Source organism: Variovorax sp. R-27, assembly GCF_049913215.1.
GTDB lineage: Bacteria > Pseudomonadota > Gammaproteobacteria > Burkholderiales > Burkholderiaceae_C > Variovorax.
Window position 1 is genome coordinate 1,103,347 of record NZ_CP183984.1, and the last position, 17,869, is coordinate 1,121,215.

At 65.9% G+C, this 17,869-nt stretch carries 19 protein-coding genes; 13 read left to right on the plus strand and 6 right to left on the minus strand.

Annotated features, from left to right (window positions below):
- Positions 1 to 61 precede the first annotated feature (61 nt).
- The 3 genes from ACN9MV_RS04910 to ACN9MV_RS04920 are packed head-to-tail and all read right to left on the minus strand — an operon-like array spanning position 62 to position 2,027.
- Entirely contained in the window at positions 62 to 526 is a 465-nt protein-coding gene (locus ACN9MV_RS04910) for a hypothetical protein (protein WP_426391482.1), read from the minus strand.
- Positions 523 to 1,017, minus strand: a complete 495-nt coding sequence (locus ACN9MV_RS04915) for a hypothetical protein (protein ID WP_426391483.1) — start codon at positions 1,015 to 1,017, stop codon at positions 523 to 525. Before ACN9MV_RS04915 ends, ACN9MV_RS04910 begins: the two co-directional genes overlap by 4 nt.
- The gene (locus ACN9MV_RS04920) at positions 1,014 to 2,027 is read right to left on the minus strand and encodes a M35 family metallo-endopeptidase (protein WP_426391484.1); all 1,014 of its coding nucleotides are present in this window, start codon (positions 2,025 to 2,027) and stop codon (positions 1,014 to 1,016) included. The genes ACN9MV_RS04915 and ACN9MV_RS04920 overlap by 4 nt, the downstream gene beginning before the upstream one ends.
- A 206-nt stretch (positions 2,028 to 2,233) precedes the next feature.
- On the opposite strand from ACN9MV_RS04920, the gene ACN9MV_RS04925 reads away from it, so the two are divergent.
- From ACN9MV_RS04925 to ACN9MV_RS04945, 5 genes are all read left to right on the plus strand, one after another.
- Positions 2,234 to 2,644 carry a hypothetical protein gene (locus tag ACN9MV_RS04925; RefSeq protein ID WP_426391485.1) on the plus strand — a complete coding sequence of 137 codons (411 nt, stop codon included), beginning with the start codon at positions 2,234 to 2,236 and terminating at the stop codon, positions 2,642 to 2,644.
- A 789-nt stretch (positions 2,645 to 3,433) separates the two neighbouring features.
- Positions 3,434 to 4,003 (plus strand): DUF3455 domain-containing protein, encoded by a 570-nt coding sequence (locus ACN9MV_RS04930; protein WP_426391486.1) that lies wholly within the window; start codon positions 3,434 to 3,436, stop codon positions 4,001 to 4,003.
- A gap of 100 nt (positions 4,004 to 4,103) precedes the next feature.
- Positions 4,104 to 4,628 carry a sigma-70 family RNA polymerase sigma factor gene (locus ACN9MV_RS04935; protein WP_426393145.1) on the plus strand — a complete coding sequence of 175 codons (525 nt, stop codon included), beginning with the start codon at positions 4,104 to 4,106 and terminating at the stop codon, positions 4,626 to 4,628.
- Complete coding sequence (locus tag ACN9MV_RS04940) at positions 4,625 to 5,341, plus strand: anti-sigma factor (protein WP_426391487.1); 717 nt, start codon at positions 4,625 to 4,627, stop codon at positions 5,339 to 5,341. Before ACN9MV_RS04935 ends, ACN9MV_RS04940 begins: the two co-directional genes overlap by 4 nt.
- A 132-nt stretch (positions 5,342 to 5,473) precedes the next feature.
- Complete coding sequence (locus ACN9MV_RS04945) at positions 5,474 to 7,621, plus strand: alpha/beta hydrolase domain-containing protein (RefSeq protein ID WP_426391488.1); 2,148 nt, start codon at positions 5,474 to 5,476, stop codon at positions 7,619 to 7,621.
- On the opposite strand, the gene ACN9MV_RS04950 is transcribed toward ACN9MV_RS04945, so the two are convergent.
- The gene (locus tag ACN9MV_RS04950; protein ID WP_426391490.1) at positions 7,584 to 8,522 is read right to left on the minus strand and encodes a LysR family transcriptional regulator; all 939 of its coding nucleotides are present in this window, start codon (positions 8,520 to 8,522) and stop codon (positions 7,584 to 7,586) included. The two genes, ACN9MV_RS04945 and ACN9MV_RS04950, sit on opposite strands and share 38 nt — an antisense overlap.
- Before the next feature lie 27 nt (positions 8,523 to 8,549).
- Complete coding sequence (locus tag ACN9MV_RS04955; protein ID WP_426391491.1) at positions 8,550 to 9,752, minus strand: MFS transporter; 1,203 nt, start codon at positions 9,750 to 9,752, stop codon at positions 8,550 to 8,552.
- 85 nt (positions 9,753 to 9,837) lie between these two features.
- On the opposite strand from ACN9MV_RS04955, the gene ACN9MV_RS04960 reads away from it, so the two are divergent.
- Positions 9,838 to 10,467 carry a 2-hydroxychromene-2-carboxylate isomerase gene (locus ACN9MV_RS04960; protein WP_354338833.1) on the plus strand — a complete coding sequence of 210 codons (630 nt, stop codon included), beginning with the start codon at positions 9,838 to 9,840 and terminating at the stop codon, positions 10,465 to 10,467.
- A gap of 23 nt (positions 10,468 to 10,490) precedes the next feature.
- On the plus strand, positions 10,491 to 10,832 hold the full coding sequence (locus tag ACN9MV_RS04965) for a hypothetical protein (RefSeq protein WP_426391492.1): 342 nt from the start codon (positions 10,491 to 10,493) through the stop codon (positions 10,830 to 10,832).
- Between the two features lie 25 nt (positions 10,833 to 10,857).
- Here the strand turns inward: ACN9MV_RS04965 and ACN9MV_RS04970 are convergent, their stop codons facing one another.
- Complete coding sequence (locus ACN9MV_RS04970) at positions 10,858 to 11,769, minus strand: LysR family transcriptional regulator (protein ID WP_093078589.1); 912 nt, start codon at positions 11,767 to 11,769, stop codon at positions 10,858 to 10,860.
- Positions 11,770 to 11,965: 196 nt separating this feature from the next.
- On the opposite strand from ACN9MV_RS04970, the gene ACN9MV_RS04975 reads away from it, so the two are divergent.
- From ACN9MV_RS04975 to ACN9MV_RS05000, 6 genes are all read left to right on the plus strand, one after another.
- The gene (locus ACN9MV_RS04975) at positions 11,966 to 12,619 is read left to right on the plus strand and encodes a hydrolase (RefSeq protein WP_093056307.1); all 654 of its coding nucleotides are present in this window, start codon (positions 11,966 to 11,968) and stop codon (positions 12,617 to 12,619) included.
- A gap of 26 nt (positions 12,620 to 12,645) precedes the next feature.
- On the plus strand, positions 12,646 to 12,939 hold the full coding sequence (locus ACN9MV_RS04980; RefSeq protein ID WP_093056394.1) for a DUF1427 family protein: 294 nt from the start codon (positions 12,646 to 12,648) through the stop codon (positions 12,937 to 12,939).
- A gap of 95 nt (positions 12,940 to 13,034) precedes the next feature.
- Entirely contained in the window at positions 13,035 to 14,930 is a 1,896-nt protein-coding gene (locus ACN9MV_RS04985; protein ID WP_426393146.1) for an amidohydrolase, read from the plus strand.
- Positions 14,931 to 14,935: 5 nt separating this feature from the next.
- On the plus strand, positions 14,936 to 15,334 hold the full coding sequence (locus ACN9MV_RS04990) for a DoxX family protein (protein WP_093056393.1): 399 nt from the start codon (positions 14,936 to 14,938) through the stop codon (positions 15,332 to 15,334).
- Entirely contained in the window at positions 15,327 to 16,928 is a 1,602-nt protein-coding gene (locus tag ACN9MV_RS04995; protein ID WP_426391493.1) for an MFS transporter, read from the plus strand. The genes ACN9MV_RS04990 and ACN9MV_RS04995 overlap by 8 nt, the downstream gene beginning before the upstream one ends.
- Positions 16,929 to 16,975: 47 nt before the next feature.
- Positions 16,976 to 17,797, plus strand: a complete 822-nt coding sequence (locus tag ACN9MV_RS05000) for an alpha/beta fold hydrolase (RefSeq protein WP_093056301.1) — start codon at positions 16,976 to 16,978, stop codon at positions 17,795 to 17,797.
- Positions 17,798 to 17,869 lie beyond the last annotated feature (72 nt).

Genomic DNA, 17,869 nt, shown 5'->3' on the forward strand with positions numbered 1-17,869 from the left:
CGTTGCTTGCCCCGCAGCGAGGGTCGTGGCCAAAGCCCAGATGATTCGTCGGTGCATCGGCTTACTGCTGCCTGGGCGGCGCGGCAGGTCCTTCAGACCATTTGCAGCATGAGACTGTTTTGGCACACGCGGGTTGAACGGTTGCGTTCAGAACATCCAGACGCTCCGGGTGCCTTATCGCCTGGCTTTCGAATTCATCGATATGCCCCTGCACTTCGACGGAGGCCGTGGTGCTCAAGGTTCTCAACAGATCGGCGATCTCGGCAAGCCGGAGGTTCGCTTTCTTCAGCGAAGCGGCATCGTCCTTGATGGCGCCGGCATAGATGTCGGCGCGGTAGATGCCGCCGGTCGCCCTTTTCGGGTTCTGCTGCTCGACAAACCAGTTCGTCAGCGAGAGGACCTGCTGCGGTTCCAGATGCGTGCTTGCGGGGGTGAACTGCAGATCGTGCTGGAGGCCGGCGAACGAGCACGCGACTGCCCATGCGGGAGTCAGAGTACAGGCGAGGGCAAGGAATTGGCCTTTCATTGTGCGGGAGCCTTCGGTTCGTAGAGGGGGGCACCCGCTTGGCACGAGCATTCATGCGGACAGGCAGGAAGAAAGTCGAGTTGCACGGCCCTGACGCCTTGACTCTTCTCCAACTGTTTGAGATATGCGGACACGGACTTTTTGACATAGCCCTGGTCCGGTAGATAGATCTTCACTCCATCGAACTGCAGGTTTTCCCGGAGAACGCGTGCAACATTGCGCGCTCGTTCCATCGCCAGGTTGCTTGGGGACTGTTCGCCGGGTTCGGCGGAGGCGCTGATGTCGATGGATTCATGGCTCGGATATCTCGCGCGCAGGTCGGCCATCCAATTGGCCAGCCTCGACACTTGTGCCGCGGATACCGTGGCGGAGTCGCGATCGAAGTACACACCAATGACCTTCATCGGACTGCAGGCGTGGGCGGAAGGCGCGGCAACCAACACCAAGAGGATTGCAGTCACGTGCCAAATGGGCAGGAGGTATCTTTTCATGGGACACCAAGTATGTAGGCCACGATGCTGTCTGCATTGGATAGAAGGGCCGCGTGGTTTTCGCTTCTCACGTGTCGCCTTGAATTTGCTGTTCCGTTCCAGGTGTCATTCGATCCGAAGGTGTCGTTGAAGTGGGTCACTTCGTGGATCAAGACCACGAGCTGCGAGTTGGCATCCATGACTACGCCGGAGTCGAAGTTGACCACGTTGTCGTCGTAGTAACAGAAGGGGAGGGCGATCGCAATGGTGTGTGTGGCTGTGTCTGACTTGCACGCTGCAGCATCGGTCCCGAACGTGCTGCCCATAACGCAGGTTGCCAGCTTTCCACCCGCAATGAAGCGGACAAAATTTTCGGGCTTTAAATCTTTCAGTACGCGTACGCATGCAGCCAAGCCTTTCTGCAGGTGTTCGCGGGTGTCCTGGTCGGCGACGGCAAACCACGCTTTCACACGAGTCTGAGCTTCTTTGTCCCAGCGTTCCAGTTCGGGCAGCCGCTTCTTTGTGATGTAGTCGATCGCCATATCGCGCAGCCTCATTGCCAGCGTAGCGAACTCCTTGTTCGTCATGTTCGGGCAGATGTTCTCGGTCTGTTCGGCCTCTGGTGGATGCGTGACGTTGCCGTCCACGGTCTTCTTGAAGGCTGCGATCTCCGGGGCCGAGGCCGTAGTCGCCATCAGGGCCAACGCGGACACGTTCGGTGTGACACCGTTCGCATACCAGTGCCCATCGTCATACTCCGTCGATTGCTGCAGCCTGGAGAGCAGGGGCTGTGGCACCGGACAGTGACACACCACCACGTCGCCCTCCAACGCTACCTCCGATATGAACTGCGGACGTCTTGGCCCTCCTGCCTTCGCGATGATGCCAACGCTGTTGCATCCTTCGCAGTAGGCCCTGCCGCCTATCAACGCGGCGCGGTGGCCAAACAAATCGAGCATCGGTCCATCGTAGGGCAGCACCCTCCCACCAGGAGCTGGCGGATCGCCGACCACGAGAAATTTACGCATCATCCTGAAAGCTCCCTGTTGTGTCCGGGAGTTGTAGGAGGAAGCGCGTGTTGACACTGTGGCCTAGTGTCAATCGGCTAGAAATTTTTCACGCCGACCGTAGTTTTCGATTTTTGAAGAGACACGGTGTGCGCCAAAGAAAGCCGACAGCGTTGCAAGCTACGTCGCTTTGGGAGTCAGCTATGCGAGTTAGGCCGTCAATCTTCTTCTTGCTCACCGGCATGTTGGCAGCGAGTACCGCCCAGGCATGTTCTCGCGCATTTGCCATCGACCTCGACTTTTCGCCTGCATCTGCCATCCTCGAGAAGTCGGAAGTAGTGAGGCTGGTTAGCTGGCTTGATAGGTGGCGGAAGGAGTTCCCGCGACTGGAGAGCGTCAGGGTCGATGGGATCGCTCCTGCGAATGCCAAGGGAGCCAAGGCGCTTGCGGATCGCAGGGCCATGGAAACGGAACGTGCGCTCCGGATGCTTCTGGATGAAGTGCCGATTCACATCACCTCTCATCTCAGCTCGCCTTCATCGACATTCAAAGATGGGAACTATGCAGCGATCGATCTCGTTCCCTTTCAGACCGACCTCCCTGATTGCAATCCAGTCCCGATCCCGGGTTTCAAGCGCTGAAAGCGCAAAGGTCTTCGTCACTGCGGTGCCGGTGGCTTGTAAAGCGGATCGTCCCTTTGACAAGGGCATTCATGCGGGCAAGCAGGCAGAAATTCGAGGTCCACGCCGTTCACGCCCCGCTTCTTCTCTCCCATCAGATTAGTTACCGAAAAGGGAGCAATCACGTGAGCCCGCTCGGGAAGACGGACCTTTGTCTCTTCGAGTCCAAGGTTGTCCCGGAGAACGCGAGCAACGTTGTGTGCTCGCTCCATCCCCAGGCTATCAGGCGAATGCTCTCCGGGCTCGGTAGACGCATGGAGAGTGATGGACCCGTGGTTCGGATACCTCACCCGAAGATCGGCCATCCAGTTCGCCAAGCTCGAGACCTGCACTGCGGACACCGCAGCGGAGTTTCGCTCGAAGTAAACGTACGCGACCTTGATCGGGCGACATGCATAAGCGGATGGGGCGACCAACATTGCGAGGACTGCAGCCAAATTCCAGGCAGTCCGCCAGACAGTTGGTTGGCTCCTTCTCACGTGGCGCCTGCGATGCGGGCCGCGAATTTCTCGATCCATTCAATACACCCAGAGTTGATGACCCAGGAGGTGTACGTGGCCGAGCGAGTAAGCACTGTTGTCTATCGTCAACCGGCCGTTCGTATTTCACGGTGCGACGCACATTCGATTCAGGGCTCGTTGTCTGCAAGAAAAATCTTTCACACCCCCTGCATCCAAACCCACTCCTGGCGTGTAGACCCTTCAGCAGCGAGGAGCTGCTGCTGCCCATCTACAACCCAGGAGTATTTCCATGCACACCTCCCGTTCCGCCCGTTCACTCGCCATTCTCGGCACCGTCTCCGCCGCAGCCGCCGTACTCTCCGCCTGCGGCTCGATGTCTTCAGGCCCCGCCTTCAACCAGTCCAGCCTGCCGCCAACCATCCAGGTGCCGGCCGGCAACAAGGTCGCCATGGAAACCATCGGCAAGGGCGACATCACGTATGAATGCCGCGACAAGGCCAACACCCCCGGCCAGACCGAATGGGTGTTCGTCGGCCCTGACGCCAAGCTGTGGGACCGCGGCGGCAAGCAGGTCGGCAAGTACTACGGCCCGCCGGCCACCTGGGAGTCGAACGACGGCTCCAAGCTCACGGCCACTCAGCTGGCTGTCGCACCCTCGGGGCCGACCAGCCTGCCGTTCCAGCTCGTGAAGGCCAATCCGGCCGTGGGCTCGGGCGCGATGACTGGCGTGACCTACATCCAGCGCGTGGCGCTGCAGGGCGGCGTGGCTCCGGCTGCCGTGCCGTGCACGCCGGCCACCAAGGGCCAGAAGCAGGTCGTGCAGTACCAGGCCGACTACATCTTCTGGAAGGCGTCCTGATCGGCGGGTGATTCAGCAGTGGGGCCATTGGCTCCACTACCATCGGCCGGTGCAAAACCCGCCGCCTCCCGTCGCGCCTTTCGACTACGACGCCGCCCTCATGGCTTGCGCACGCGGCGATCGCCAGGCTTTGCAGCAGCTGTACGAGCGCGAGAGCCGCTACCTGATGGGCGTGGCGCTGCGCATCGTGCGCCAGCGCCAGCAGGCTGAAGACGTGCTGCACGATGCCTTCATCAGCATCTGGCAGCGCGCGGAGAGTTTCAATCCGGCGCGCGGCGAAGGTCGTGGGTGGGTCTACAGCGTGGTGCGCAATGCGGCGCTGAACATGGTGCGCAGCGGTGCGCGCCAGGTGGACCTGAGCGAAGACGCTGCCGAAGCCATCGACGACCAGGCCGCGCTGGCGGCATACGCCTCGGCTGGCGATCCGTTCGAGTTGCGCGCCGATCTGGGCAGGCTCGACAACTGCCTGAAAGGGCTGGAGCCGGCGCGGCGCGATTGCATCCTCTATGCGTATGTCGAAGGCTGCTCGCATGGCGAGATCGCCGAGCGGCTGCAAACGCCGTTGGGCACGGTGAAGGCCTGGATCCAGCGCGGCATGCGCGCGCTGCGGGAGTGCATGGCATGAGCGGCAGCAACAACCCGGCCGACGACGACATCGACGCGCTGGCGGGCGAGTACGTGCTGGGCACGCTGTCGGCTGGCGCGCGTGCGGCGGTCGAAGCGCGCATTCATAACGAGCCGGCCTTGCGCGAAGCCGTGCAGGGTTGGGAGGCGCGGCTGTTGCCACTGACCGCGCTTGCGCCGCCGACGGACCCGTCGCCCGCGCTATGGGCGCGCATCGAGCAGAGCCTTGGCAACGTTGCAGAGCCGAAGCCTGCGCGTCCGTCGGCCTTCTCGAACTGGTGGAACAACCTTCAGCTCTGGCGTGGCCTGGCCGCTGGCGGGTTCGCTGCCGCCGCACTGATGGTTGCGGTGCTCGTCATGCGCCCGTTGCCTCAGCCGCAGTACATGGTGGTGCTGGTCGCCCCGCAGGACAAGTCGCCGGGCTGGGTGATCCAGACCACCTCGTCGCGCCAGCTGAGCCTGGTGCCGCTGGGCACGTTCGAGGTGCCGCCGCAGAAAGCGCTTCAGTTCTGGACCAAGGCCGACCAGTGGCGCGGACCGGTGTCGCTGGGGCTGGTCAAGCAGGGGCAGACGCTGCGCATTCCCATCGACAAGCTGCCGCCGCTGGAGCCGAACCAGCTGTTCGAGCTCACGCTGGAGCCAGAGAGCGGCTCGCCTATCGACCGGCCGACGGGGCCGATCCAGTTCATCGGGCGTGCGGTCAAGGTGATGTAGCAGCGCTCGCTGCGCCTGTCCTTAACCATCGGTTAAGACCGGCTAAACAAGACGCGAATTGTCGGCGTGCCTCCGAATCGTGAGGATGCAAGGCGCCGACACGTTCGGAGCAGCATAAAAACAGGAGACAGCATGCACCCCAGAAACCTGAGCGGGCGCCAGTCACGCCTGCATTGGCTCACGGCGGCCGTGGCGGCCGTGGCGGCGATCGTGGCTGCCGCACCGGCCGAGGCCCGTGTCACCCGCATCGTGATCGACGATGTCTCGGCGCTCACGGGGCAGTCGATTCCGTACGAGCAGATCCGCGGTCGCGCCTTCGGCGAGCTCGACCCGAACGATCCGCACAACAGCATCGTTACCGACATCAAGCTGGGGGCGGACGCCGATGGCAAGGTGCGCTACGAAACCTCGTTCAATCTGGTGAAGCCGGTCGACATGAACCGCGCCAGCGGCTTTCTCTGGCATGACGTACCCAATCGCGGCGGCGCCGGAACCATCGTCGTCGAAGAGCGCGAACTGGGCGACATTGGCCTGCGCAGCGGCTGGCAGGCGGACAACGCCGGCAACACAGGCGTTCCTGTCAACCGCGCCTCGGGCACCAATCATTGGGTGGCGGCGCCCATCGCGAAGGTGGGTGGCGTGGCCGTCTCAGGCAATGTGCTCGCGCGAATCGTCAATCAGAGCGGCCCGGACTCCAAGCCGCTGATGGTGCAGACGAACCCTGTGCCATATCTCCCGGCCACGCTGGACACGACCAAGGCGACGCTGAAGACGCACACGAAGGAGACTGTCGACGGCGTTGTCACCGAGGGGCCTGACATCGCCCCGGGCGACTGGGCATTCGCGAAATGCGACGCCGGCAACCCGTTTCCCGGTACGCCGATCGACAACAACCCCGCCAACGCACCTGGCAACCTGCCGGTGCATATCTGTCTGCGCAACGGCTTCGATCCCAAGCTGCTGTACCAGGTGGTGTATCCGGCACAGAACGCCTACGTCCTGGGCGTGGGGATGGCGGCATTCCGCGACGTCGGCACCTTCTTCCGCTACGAAGCCGCCGACGACTCCGGCACGCGCAATCCGGTTGCAGGCTTCGTCAAGGGCACGGCCGTGCGGGGTGTGTCGCAGTCCGGAAACATGGTGCGGCAGTTCATCTTCATGGGCCTGAACCAGGACGAACGCAACCGCATGGTCTATGACGGAGCCTGGCCGATCATCGCGGGCCGCCGGGTGGCCGCGAACTCGCGCTGGGCCCAGCCGGACGGGGTGCTGGAGCTTTACCAGCAGGGCAGCGAAGGCCCGCAGTGGTGGGCGGACTGGCCAGACCCGGTGCGCAAGCAGCCCACCGGCAGCATCTTCTCGCGTTGCGACAAGAACAGCACCTGCCCGAAGGTGATCGAGCATTTCGGGTCGGCCGAGGTGTACGCGCTGAAGCTGACGCCGGAATGGATCGGCACGGCCGGCGACGCGGACATTCCGTTGCCCCGCAACGTTCGCCGCTACTACGTGCCGAGCAGCAGCCACGGCGGCGGATCTGGTGGCTTCGCGCACATGCCGCCGGAGACTGCCACCAGCCCCACCAGCCCCATCTGCCCCGGCAACAGCTTTGGCCGCGGCACGCTGGCGGCGAACCCGGTGCCGCACACGGAGATCACCAACGTGCTGCGCATGGCCATGCGCGACTGGGTGTTGAAGGGCACACCGCCGCCGCCGAGCCGATGGCCCACGCTGGCGGGCAAGACACTGGTTGACGCGAACAGGGCCGCAATGGGCTTTCCGGGCGCCGTGCCCGGCGTTCCGGACTCGATCTTCCAGCGGGAGAACTTTGCGTTTCCGGTGTTCGACTACGACTGGGGCCCGCAATTCGATCACGCGGAAGCTTCTGGCGTGCCTACCAGCGTGCCGCCGGTCATCAGGAAGGTCATCCCGATGAAGGTGCCGAAGGTCGATGCCGACGGCAACGAGATCGGGGGCGTGCCCACCGTGCTCGTGATGGCGCCGCTGGGCACCTACCTGGGCTTCAACATCACCGCCGGGGGTTTCCATCAGGGGCAGGTGTGCAACTACGTGGGCGGTTATGTGCCGTTCGCGCGAACGCGTGCCGAGCGCATCGCCCGCGGCGATCCGCGCCTGTCGCTCGAGGAGCGCTACGGCAGCCACGAGGGCTACGAGGCTGCGGTTCGCGCCGCAGCCGGCAAGGCGTTTGCCGAGGGCTTTCTTCTGCCTGCCGATCGTGACCGGCTCATCCGGCAGGCGTCCGAGAGCGCTGTGCTTCGCTGAACGCGGCCGTGCCTTCGATCATCTCCACGAGGGCGGCTGCCGGTACGGACAGTTCCGAGCGGCTGCGCATGGCCAGCAGCAGCACGCGCTCCATCTCGATGCCTGCGAGGCCAACCTGCACGAGGCCGAGGGCCTGGGCATAGAGCGCGGCGGCCGCGCGCGGCAGGATCGCCAGACCCAGCCCCGATGCGACCATGCGGCACATCGAATCGAAGCTGCGTACCTGCACCCGGATGCGGGGCGTGCGCTGTACCGCGTCTGCCGCCGCCATTACCTTGCGCGTGAGCGACGCGCTTCGTGCCAGCGTGACGAGGTCGTGGTCGAACACGTCCTCGATGGAGGCGTTCTGCCGGCCCTCCAGCGCATGGCCTGCCGGCACGAGCAGGACCAGCTGGTCGATATTGCAGACGATGGTCTCCAGGCCTTCACGCGGAACGTTGTCGCCGATGACGGCAAGCTCCGCCGTGCCTTTAAGCACGGCGCGGATACCGTCCTCGCTCAATGCGTCTTCCATGTCGATCACGACATGGGGATAGCGGCGGGCATACGCCGCCAGCACGCTCGGCAGGAAGCCTCCGAAGGCTGAAGGATTGGCGCACAACCGCAGGTGGCCGGTGGCACCCGATTGAAGATCGTCGACCGCCTGCACGAGTTGCTCCAGCCGCGCGATTACCTCGATGGCGTGCCGGTGCAGGGTCTGTCCCTCCGGCGTGGCGGTCACGCCGCGCTGCCCCCGCTGGAGCAGGGCGACGCCGCAATGCCGTTCGAGGTCGGTGATGCGCTTGCTCACCGCCGGGAGCGAAACGCCGAATCGATCCGCGCCCGCCGTCAGGCTCCCTGCATCGACGACTGCGACGAAAAGGCGCAGGGAGATGAGATCGAAACGGTTCAGGTTGAGCATGGCGGTTGGATTTGACCACCGCTGCCATCAAGGCTCTGCAGCAGCAGCGGCGCTCCTGCTGGCCACAACGGCGGCAACGATGCCGATGGCCCCCACCAGCAGGCACACCGAAAAGATCACCCCACGCGTCTGCGTCGCATCGGCAAACGCACCGACGATCAACCCCGCAAGCGGCTGCGTCAGGTTGTTCAGCAGCACGATCACGCCGGTGGTCTTGCCGTAGTCCTGCGCCGGAATGATCCGCTGCCGGTGGATGCGGATGTAGATGCTGAACATCTTGTCGAACCCGATCACCAGCAGGAAGCCGGCCGCATAGCCCCAGTGGCTGGTGCTTGCGGCCGTGAGCAGGCCGCCGGCCAGTATCAGCAGGTAGGCGGTGATGCCCATGTGCTTCAGCGCGATCGATCCCCGGATGATCGCCAGCAGGATCACGATGGTGGCCACGGCCCCCAGTGTCTGCAGCCCGGCGTAGTAGGTGGCGGAGCGCTGGTGCAGCCCGGTGACCATCGCGGCGGAAGAGGCCAGTGTGGTGCCGAGCATCAGGTTCACGCCTGCTGTCAGCATGGTCAGCCGCAGCAGGCCCGGCAGGCGCAGCACATGGCCGAGTGCGGTGGCGATGGGTTTCAGCAGATGCTGCCCCGGCTCGCCCTGCGGCTCGTGCAGCTCGACGGGGTTGCCGCGCCGCCACCAGGCAGTGGCTACGTCGGCCAGCAGGAACAGCGCCGCCGCAGCGCACACTGCCGCCTGCCACGGCCACACGGCAATCAGCGCAGCCGCCAGCAGGGGGCCGAGCACCATGCCGGTCTGGTCGGCGGTCTGCGCATAGGCCAGCACCTTGTCGAAGCCCAGGCCGCGGGTTCCACTGGCGATCTGCGGGAGCATCACCTCGCGGGCCATCATTCCCTGCGTGGTGAGCACGCCGCACACGGCCGACAGCCCCACGAGCCACCAGATGCCGCCCATGGCTTCGTTGGCCAGCACGCCGAGCACGCAGGCCAGTGCGCGAAAGATCTGGCTGCCGCGCAGCAGCTTCAGCGGCGACACCCGGTCGCACAGCGCGCCGCAAACGGGAAACGAGAGAAAGCGCGGCAGCGTCTCGGCCGCGAAGGCGTAGCCCGACCAAGCCACGTCCTGCGTCACCTGGAACACCACGAGCGGCACCAGGAACAGCAGGATCTGGTCGGCCAGCCTGGAGAGAAACAGCGAGAAGAGAAAAGCGGGGAGCTTCATCGCGCCGGCATGGCCTGCGCAAACCCCAAGGGGAGAAGGGTGGGGAGCGCGGTGGCGTCGGGCATGCGCTGAAGATAATCGAAACATGATCGCGCTCGACTGCTACTACAGCCTCTCCTCCCCCTGGGCCTACCTCGGCGGCCCGCAACTGCAGGACATCGTGCGCCGCCACCACGTGCGGCTCACGCTCAAACCGTACGACTTCCAGGCCGTGGTGCCGCAGACCGGCGGCATTCCGCTGAAGACCCGGCCCGAGCCGCGCCGCACCTACCACGCGCTGGAGCTCGCCCGCTGGAGCGACTACCTCGGCATGCCCATGAACCTGGCGCCCGCGCACTACCCCAAGGGCGCGCCGACCGACCCCAACTGGAACAAGTACCCGGGCTGGATGGTGATCGCCGCGCAGCTGCAGGGGCTCGACGCGCAGCCGCTGTCGCATGCGCTGCTGCGCGCGCTGTGGGCCGAGGAGCGCGACACATCGCAGGCCGAGGTGCGCATCGCGGTGGCCGACGAGACCGGCTACGACGGCGCCTCGCTGCAGGCACTGGAGCAGGCGGCCGAGACGCTGGCGGCTTACCGCGTCTACAGCGCGGAGGCGGTGGAGGCGGGCGTGTTCGGGGCGCCGACTTTCATTCTGAACGGCGAGCGCTTCTGGGGGCAGGACCGGCTGGCGTTTCTGGACCGGGCGCTGGACAAGTTGCGCGCGGCCGGCTGAGCGCTCCTGCAAAGGCCGGCTCGATGATCGACCGCATCCTGTCGAAGCACGGAGAGGTCATCGCCGTCATCGACTACAGGGCTGACGAAGACATCCCGTACTGTTTCTCCGCCCGGATTCTTGAGAACCGGTTCCCGCAGGAGTTGGTCGCGCTCATCGATGAGTACAACAGCCTCGTCGATGAAGGCGCGCTTTCGCTGCTCGATGAGGTCGAGGAACGGATCTACGCCTACGGGCTGAGGTTGACTGAGCGCGACGAGAAGCTGTTCTGCATCCGTCTGGATGACGAGGCTTCCATGTGGTTCTTCACGAGATATCCGACAGGCGGCGGTTTCGTGTCCGACTATCCGGGCACGGCCGGGTAGGTCCGCAAGGCGCTGCCGCGGCGGCTCAGAAGGCCGAGCGCGGCAGCAGCGCCGGCACCAGCGTGCGGTTCATCCGCTCGCGCCACCAGCGCAGCGCCTGTCCTTGCGCGCCGGTCTTCCAGGCCAGCCAGAAGGCCTCGGGTGGGCGCGGTTCCTCGGTGGGCAACTCGACCAGCGTGCCGCGCTTCAGCTCGCCCACGATGCAGGCGCGCGGCAAAAAGCCGTGGCCCAGGCCGGCCACCTGGCAGGCGATCTTCGCGGGCATCGATGGCACGGTGATGCGCGGCTGGCCGGCCAGCAGGCCGACGGTGCGCTCCGACAGCGTGCGCGCGCTGTCGCCCACCACGATGGCGTTGCACTCCAGCAGGTCGCCGCGCTGCAGCGGCCGGCCGAGCCGCGTGAGCGGGTGCGAAGGCGCGACGCAGAAGGCGAAGTCGAGGCTGCCCACGGTCACCGCCTGGTAGCCGCCACCGGCCGGGCCTTCGCCCGCGGCGATGACGATGTCGGCGCGGCCCTCGCGCAGCGCCTCCCAGCTGCCGGTGAGCGCCTCGCAGCCGATGCGCAGCCGCGTGCCGCAGCGCAGGTCTTCGAAGGCACGGATGTCGTCGATGAGCGCCTGCGTGGGAATCAGCGAGTCGTGCACGAGGCGCAGCTCCGACTCGTAGCCGGTGGCTATCAGCCGCATGCGCGATTCGAGATCGCTCGCGGCGCTGAGCAGCCAGCGGCCCTCCTTGAGCATTTCTTCGCCGGCGGCGGTGAGGGTCACGCGCGGGCCGTTGCGCTCGAACAGCAGCATGCCCAGTTGCTCCTCCAGCTTGCCCACGGCGTACGAGATGGTGGAGGGCACCTTGTTCAGGCGAGTGGCGGCGGCGGCGAAGGAGCCGTGGCGGGCGATGGCGTCGACGACCTCGATGGCTTCCAGGCTGAGTTTGAGCACGCTGCGGTTCCTTGAAGAGAAAAAGGAGTGAGAAAGGGGTGAAAAAGGAATGATCGAAAACTTCGATCATTGCCTGTGAAAAGTTTCGTCGATGACAGTTGATGCGGACCCGATGATTCAGTCCATGCCAAGGAGATTCCCTCCGAAAGCAATTGTGAATTCAATCGAATATCCACTCAACCGCAAGGAGCTTCACATGTCCATCAAGGCCACCCCCACCGCCGGCGCCAAGCTGCTCACCCCCACCGACCACACGCTGGTCATGATCGACTTCCAGTCGCAGATGGCTTTTGCCACGCACTCGATCGACGCCGTGAACCTGCGCAACAACGCCGCGCTGGTGGCGCAGGCGGCCGCCGGCTTCGGCGTGTCGACCATTCTCACGACGGTGGCCGAGAAGAGTTTCTCGGGCCCGATGTTCAGCGAGATCACCGACGCCTTCCCGGGCCAGAAGATGCTCGACCGCACCTCGATGAACACCTGGGAAGACGCCGCCGTGATCGAGCGCGTGAACCAGATCGGCAAGCCGCGCATCGTGCTGGCGGGCCTGTGGACCAGCGTGTGCATCGTGGGGCCGGCACTGTCGGCGCTCGACCAGGGCTTCGAGGTGTATGTGATTGCCGACGCCTGCGGCGACGTGTCGGCCGAGGCGCACAACCGCGCGATGGAACGCATGGTGCAGGCCGGCGCGCAGCCGATGACCTCGCTGCAATACCTGCTCGAGCTGCAGCGCGACTGGGCCCGTGGCGACACCTACGAGCTGACCACCGGCATCGCGAAAAAGGTTGGCGGCGCCTACGGCCTTGGCGTGACTTACGCCAAGACCATGTTCGGCGCACACGAAGGTTGATCGACAACGCCGAGGCGAACGAAATCATGAAGCCCTATGTCCTGTCGCTCGCGCTCGGCCTGCTGGTCGGCGTGATCTACGCACTCTTCCAGGTGCGCTCGCCGGCGCCGCCGGTCATCGCCCTGGTGGGGCTTCTCGGGATCCTGCTCGGCGAGCAGATCCCGCCGCTCATCAAGAGCGTGATCAAGCCCGATGCGGTGGCCACCTCGTGGCTGCACCACCAGGTCAAGCCGCACGTGTTCGGCGAACTGCCGAAGTGTGCGCAGCCGACGGCGGTGAACACCGCCGAAGCCCGGTCTTCCGGCAGGCGCGACGCATGAAGCCGTCCGCAGACCCCAGCCGCCGGCGCCTCCTCGGAGCGCTCGGCGCCACCCTCGCAGCCCCCGGCCTTGCCGTCGCCTCCTTCTCCGACAACATGACCACCAACACCGAAACCCCAGACCTGATCCTGCACAACGGCCGTTTCACCACGCTGGACCGCGCCAACCCCGTGGCCGACGCCGTGGCCATCAGGGACGGCCGCTTCACCCGCGTCGGCCGCGCCGAAGACGTGCTGCCGCTGGCCGGCAGCGCCACCCGCGTGATCGACCTGCACGGCAAGCGCGTGCTGCCGGGGCTGATCGACAACCACCTGCACATCATTCGCGGCGGCCTGAACTTCAACATGGAGCTGCGCTGGGACGGCGTGCGCAGCCTGGCCGATGCCATGGGCATGCTCAAGCGGCAGGTTGCGAACACGCCGGCACCGCAATGGGTGCGCGTGGTGGGCGGCTTCACCGAACACCAGTTCGTGGAAAAGCGCTTGCCGACCATCGAGGAGCTGAACGCCGTTGCGCCCGACACGCCGGTCTTCATCCTGCACCTGTACGACCGCGCATTGCTCAACGGCGCTGCGCTGCGCGCGGTGGGCTACACCAAGGACACGCCCGCGCCGCCCGGCGGCGAGATCGTGCGCGACAGCGCCGGCAACCCCACGGGCCTGCTGCTGGCCAAGCCCAACGCGGCCATCCTCTACGCCACGCTGGCCAAGGGGCCGAAGCTGCCCTTCGACTACCAGCTCAATTCCACGCGCCACTTCATGCGCGAGCTCAACCGGCTGGGCGTGACCGGTGCCATCGACGCGGGCGGCGGCAACCAGAACTACCCCGACGACTATGCGGTGATCCAGAAGCTGGCCGACGACGGGCAGCTGACGATCCGCCTGGCCTACAACCTGTTCACGCAGAAGCCCAAGCAGGAGAAGCAGGACTTCCTGAACTGGACCGCGACATCCAGATACAAGCAGGGCGACGACTACTTCCGCCACAACGGCGCCGGCGAAATGCTCGTGTTTTCCGCCGCCGACTTCGAGGACTTCCGCCAGCCGCGCCCCGACATGGCGCCCGAGATGGAAGGCGAGCTGGAGGAAGTGATCCGCGTGCTGGTGCAGAACCGCTGGCCCTGGCGCATGCACGCCACCTACGACGAGACCATCAGCCGCTCGCTCGACGTGTTCGAGCGCGTCAACCAGGACACGCCGCTGGCTGGCCTGAACTGGTTCTTCGACCACGCCGAGACCATCTCCGACCAGTCGATCGACCGCATCGCGGCGCTGGGCGGCGGCATCGCGGTGCAGCACCGCATGGCCTACCAGGGCGAGTATTTCGTCGAGCGCTACGGCCCGGGCGCGGCCGAGGCCACGCCGCCGGTGAAGCGCATGCTCGAGAAGGGCGTGAAGGTGTCGGCCGGCACCGACGCGACGCGCGTGGCCTCGTACAACCCGTGGGTGTCGCTGTCGTGGCTGGTCACGGGCAAGACGGTGGGCGGCCTGCAGATCACGCCGCAGCGCAACCTGATCGACCGCGAACAGGCGCTGCGCATGTGGACCGAGAACGTCACATGGTTTTCGAACGAGGAGGGCAAGAAGGGCCGCATCCAGGCCGGCCAGCTCGCCGACCTCGTGGTGCCCGACCGCGACTTCTTCGCCTGCGCCGAATCGGAGATTGCCGACACCACGGCGCTGCTCACGATGGTGGGCGGCAAGGTGGTCTACGGCGCCGGCCCCTTCGCCGCGCACGACGAAGGCGCGCCGCCGCCGGCCATGCCCGACTGGTCGCCCGCGCGCACCTTCGGTGGCTATGCCGGCTGGGCCGACACCGCCGAGGGCGCGCCGATGCAGAAGGTTCTGCGCAATGCCGCCGCGGCCTGCGCCTGCGCCAACAACTGCAACGTGCACGGCCACCAGCACGCCACGGCCTGGAGCAGCAAGCTGCCCATTGCCGACCTGAAGAGCTTCTGGGGCGCGCTCGGCTGCGCCTGCTGGGCGGTGTGACGACGATGCGCTGGACCACTTCGCCAGCGATTCGCTGGATCGCCTTGCTGCTGCTGTGCGCCGCCTATCTTCAGGGTGGGCTGAACAAGGCGATGGACTTCAACTCGGCCCTCGCGGAGATGAACCACTTCGGCCTGTCGCCCGCCGGCCCGCTGGCCGTGGCGGTCATCGTGCTGGAGCTCGGGGCCTCGGCGCTGATCCTCGCCGGTCGCTTGCGCTGGCTCGGTGCGCTGGCGCTTGCGGGCTTCACGCTGATGGCGACTTTCGTGGCGCTGCGCTTCTGGCAGATGCCGATCGGGCAGGAGCGCTTCATGGCGGCAAACTCCTTCTTCGAACATCTCGGGCTGGTCGGCGGCTTTCTGCTCGTCGCCTGGCATGACCTGAAGGAGCGTGCCCATGTCTGAACCTTCGCACAGTGCGGTCGCACCGGCACCGCAACCCGGCGCCTTCGCGCCGCTGCGCCAGCCGGTGTTTGCGGTGCTCTGGGCTGCCACCGTGCTCGGCAACATCGGCAGCTTCATGCGCGACGTGGCCAGCTCGTGGCTGGTGACGGACCTGTCGGCCAACCCGACGGCAGTGGCGCTCATCCAGACGGCGGCTACGCTGCCGATCTTCCTGCTTGCAATTCCTGCGGGCGTGCTGTCCGACATCCTCGACCGGCGGCGCTTCCTGATCTTCGTGCAGGTGGTGCTCGCGGCCGTGAGCGGTGCGCTGCTGGTGCTTTCGCACACAGGCGCGCTGACGGTCGAATACCTGATCGCACTGACTTTCGTGGGCGGCATCGGCGCGGCGCTGATGGGGCCGACCTGGCAATCGATCGTGCCGGAGCTGGTGCCGCGCAGCGATCTGAAGAGCGCGGTGGCGCTGAACTCGCTGGGCATCAACATCGCGCGCTCCATTGGCCCGGCTGCGGGCGGGCTGATTCTTGCGAGCTTCGGCGCGGCCGCCACCTATGGCGTCGACGTACTGAGCTACGTGTTCGTGATCGCGGCGCTGCTGTGGTGGAAGCGCCCCGCGCCGGTGGACAGCGGGTTGTCGGAAAACTTCTTCGGCGCCTTCCGCGCCGGCCTGCGCTACACGCGCGCCAGCAAGGAGCTGCACGTGGTGCTGTTGCGCGCGGCGGTGTTCTTCCTGTTCGCCAGTTCGGTATGGGCGCTGCTGCCGCTGGTGGCGCGGCAGATGCTCGGCGGCAGCGCCGGCTTCTATGGCGTGCTGCTCGGCGCCGTGGGCGCGGGCGCCATCGGCGGCGCGCTGGTGCTGCCGCGCCTGCGCGCCCGGCTCGACGCCGACGGCATGCTGCTGCTGGCCGCGCTGCTTACCGCGGCCGTGATGGGCAGCCTGGTCTTCGCGCCGCCGAAGTGGCTGGCGGTGTTGCTGCTGTTGCTGCTGGGCCTGGGCTGGATCGTTGCGCTGACCACGCTCAACGGCGTGGCGCAGTCGATCCTGCCGAACTGGGTGCGAGGGCGAGGGCTGGCCGTGTACCTCACGGTGTTCAACGGCGCGATGGCTGCGGGCAGCCTGGGCTGGGGCCTGGTGGCGCAGCAGATCGGCGTGCCGGCCACGCTGGTGGCGGGGGCTGTGGGGCTCGTGATGGCCGGGCTGGTCTTCCATCGCGTGCGGCTGCCGGCCGGCGAGGCTGACCTGCAGGCATCGAACCACTGGCCCGAGCCGCTGCTCGCCGAACCGGTGGCGAACGACCGCGGGCCGGTGATGATCCAGGTCGAGTACCGCATCCGCAAGGAAGACCGCCCTGCGTTTCTCGATGCGATGAAGCGCCTGTCTCTGGAACGCCGCCGCGACGGCGCCTATGCCTGGGGCGTGCACGAGCACACGGCCGACCCCGAGCGGGTGATGGAGTGGTTCCTCGTCGAGTCGTGGGCTGAGCATCTGCGCCAGCACCATCGCGTGTCGAAGGCCGATGCCGACCTGCAGGGCGAGGCGCTGCGCTTTCACATCGGGCCGGGCAAGCCCGAGGTGCATCACTTTCTTGCGATCTGATTTTTCCTTCCCTTCCTTCTTTCTTTTTTTCACTCCACTGGAAAACCATGACCACACTCACACTGCGCGACGGCACCGAGCTCTATTACAAGGACTGGGGCTCGGGCCAGCCCATTCTCTTCAGCCACGGCTGGCCGCTCAGCGCCGACATGTGGGACGCCCAGATGCTGTTCTTCGCGGAGCGCGGCTACCGCACCATCGCGTTCGACCGCCGCGGTTTCGGCCGCTCGAGCCAGCCCTGGACCGGCTACGACTACGACACCTTCGCCGACGACATCGCCGAGCTGATCGAAAAGCTCGACCTGAAGGACGTGATCCTCGCGGGCTTCTCGATGGGCGGCGGCGACGTGACGCGCTACATCGCGCGCAAGGGCAGCGCTCGCGTGGCCAAGCTCGCGCTCATCAGCGCCGTGACTCCGTTGTTCATGAAGACGGCCGACCACCCCGTGGGGCCCGACGCCTCGCTGTTCGCGGGCATCCGCGCCGGCCTGGCCGCCGACCGCCCGCAGTTCCTCGACGACTTCAGCACGCTCTTCTACGGCACCAATCGCCCCGGCGCCAAGGTGTCGCAAGGCGTCTTCAAGCAGACGCTGCAGATCGCGCTGCAGGCCTCGATCAAGGCCACCATAGACTGCGTGACCGCGTTCTCGGAAACCGACTTCCGCCCCGACATGGCGAAGATCGACGTGCCCACGCTCGTGATCCACGGCGACGACGACCAGGTCGTGCCCTTCGAGGCCACCGGCAAGCTTGCGGCCGGGATGATCAAGGGCAGCCAGCTCAAGGTCTACGCAGGTGCGCCGCACGCCACCTGCACCACCCACAAGGACCAGGTGAACGCCGATCTGCTGGCGTTCATCCAGGCCTGATCGTTCCGTCTTCGTGGCCACGGGCTTGGGCCCGTGGTCGCCAAGGGTAGTGCCGGTGGCGATAATCCCGGG

Bases quoted from the DNA above. Each gene is read 5' to 3' on its own strand.
- ACN9MV_RS04935 (WP_426393145.1), top strand. From the start codon at position 4,104: ATGGCTTGCGCACGCGGCGATCGCCAGGCTTTGCAGCAGCTGTACGAG.
- ACN9MV_RS04945 (WP_426391488.1), top strand. From the start codon at position 5,474: ATGCACCCCAGAAACCTGAGCGGGCGCCAGTCACGCCTGCATTGGCTC.
- ACN9MV_RS04965 (WP_426391492.1), top strand. From the start codon at position 10,491: ATGATCGACCGCATCCTGTCGAAGCACGGAGAGGTCATCGCCGTCATC.
- ACN9MV_RS04985 (WP_426393146.1), top strand. From the start codon at position 13,035: ATGACCACCAACACCGAAACCCCAGACCTGATCCTGCACAACGGCCGT.
- ACN9MV_RS05000 (WP_093056301.1), top strand. From the start codon at position 16,976: ATGACCACACTCACACTGCGCGACGGCACCGAGCTCTATTACAAGGAC.
- ACN9MV_RS04940 (WP_426391487.1), top strand. From the start codon at position 4,625: ATGAGCGGCAGCAACAACCCGGCCGACGACGACATCGACGCGCTGGCG.
- ACN9MV_RS04910 (WP_426391482.1), bottom strand. From the start codon at position 526: ATGAAAGGCCAATTCCTTGCCCTCGCCTGTACTCTGACTCCCGCATGG.
- ACN9MV_RS04980 (WP_093056394.1), top strand. From the start codon at position 12,646: ATGAAGCCCTATGTCCTGTCGCTCGCGCTCGGCCTGCTGGTCGGCGTG.
- ACN9MV_RS04955 (WP_426391491.1), bottom strand. From the start codon at position 9,752: ATGAAGCTCCCCGCTTTTCTCTTCTCGCTGTTTCTCTCCAGGCTGGCC.
- ACN9MV_RS04920 (WP_426391484.1), bottom strand. From the start codon at position 2,027: ATGATGCGTAAATTTCTCGTGGTCGGCGATCCGCCAGCTCCTGGTGGG.
- ACN9MV_RS04915 (WP_426391483.1), bottom strand. From the start codon at position 1,017: ATGAAAAGATACCTCCTGCCCATTTGGCACGTGACTGCAATCCTCTTG.
- ACN9MV_RS04995 (WP_426391493.1), top strand. From the start codon at position 15,327: ATGTCTGAACCTTCGCACAGTGCGGTCGCACCGGCACCGCAACCCGGC.
- ACN9MV_RS04990 (WP_093056393.1), top strand. From the start codon at position 14,936: ATGCGCTGGACCACTTCGCCAGCGATTCGCTGGATCGCCTTGCTGCTG.
- ACN9MV_RS04950 (WP_426391490.1), bottom strand. From the start codon at position 8,522: ATGCTCAACCTGAACCGTTTCGATCTCATCTCCCTGCGCCTTTTCGTC.
- ACN9MV_RS04975 (WP_093056307.1), top strand. From the start codon at position 11,966: ATGTCCATCAAGGCCACCCCCACCGCCGGCGCCAAGCTGCTCACCCCC.
- ACN9MV_RS04930 (WP_426391486.1), top strand. From the start codon at position 3,434: ATGCACACCTCCCGTTCCGCCCGTTCACTCGCCATTCTCGGCACCGTC.
- ACN9MV_RS04960 (WP_354338833.1), top strand. From the start codon at position 9,838: ATGATCGCGCTCGACTGCTACTACAGCCTCTCCTCCCCCTGGGCCTAC.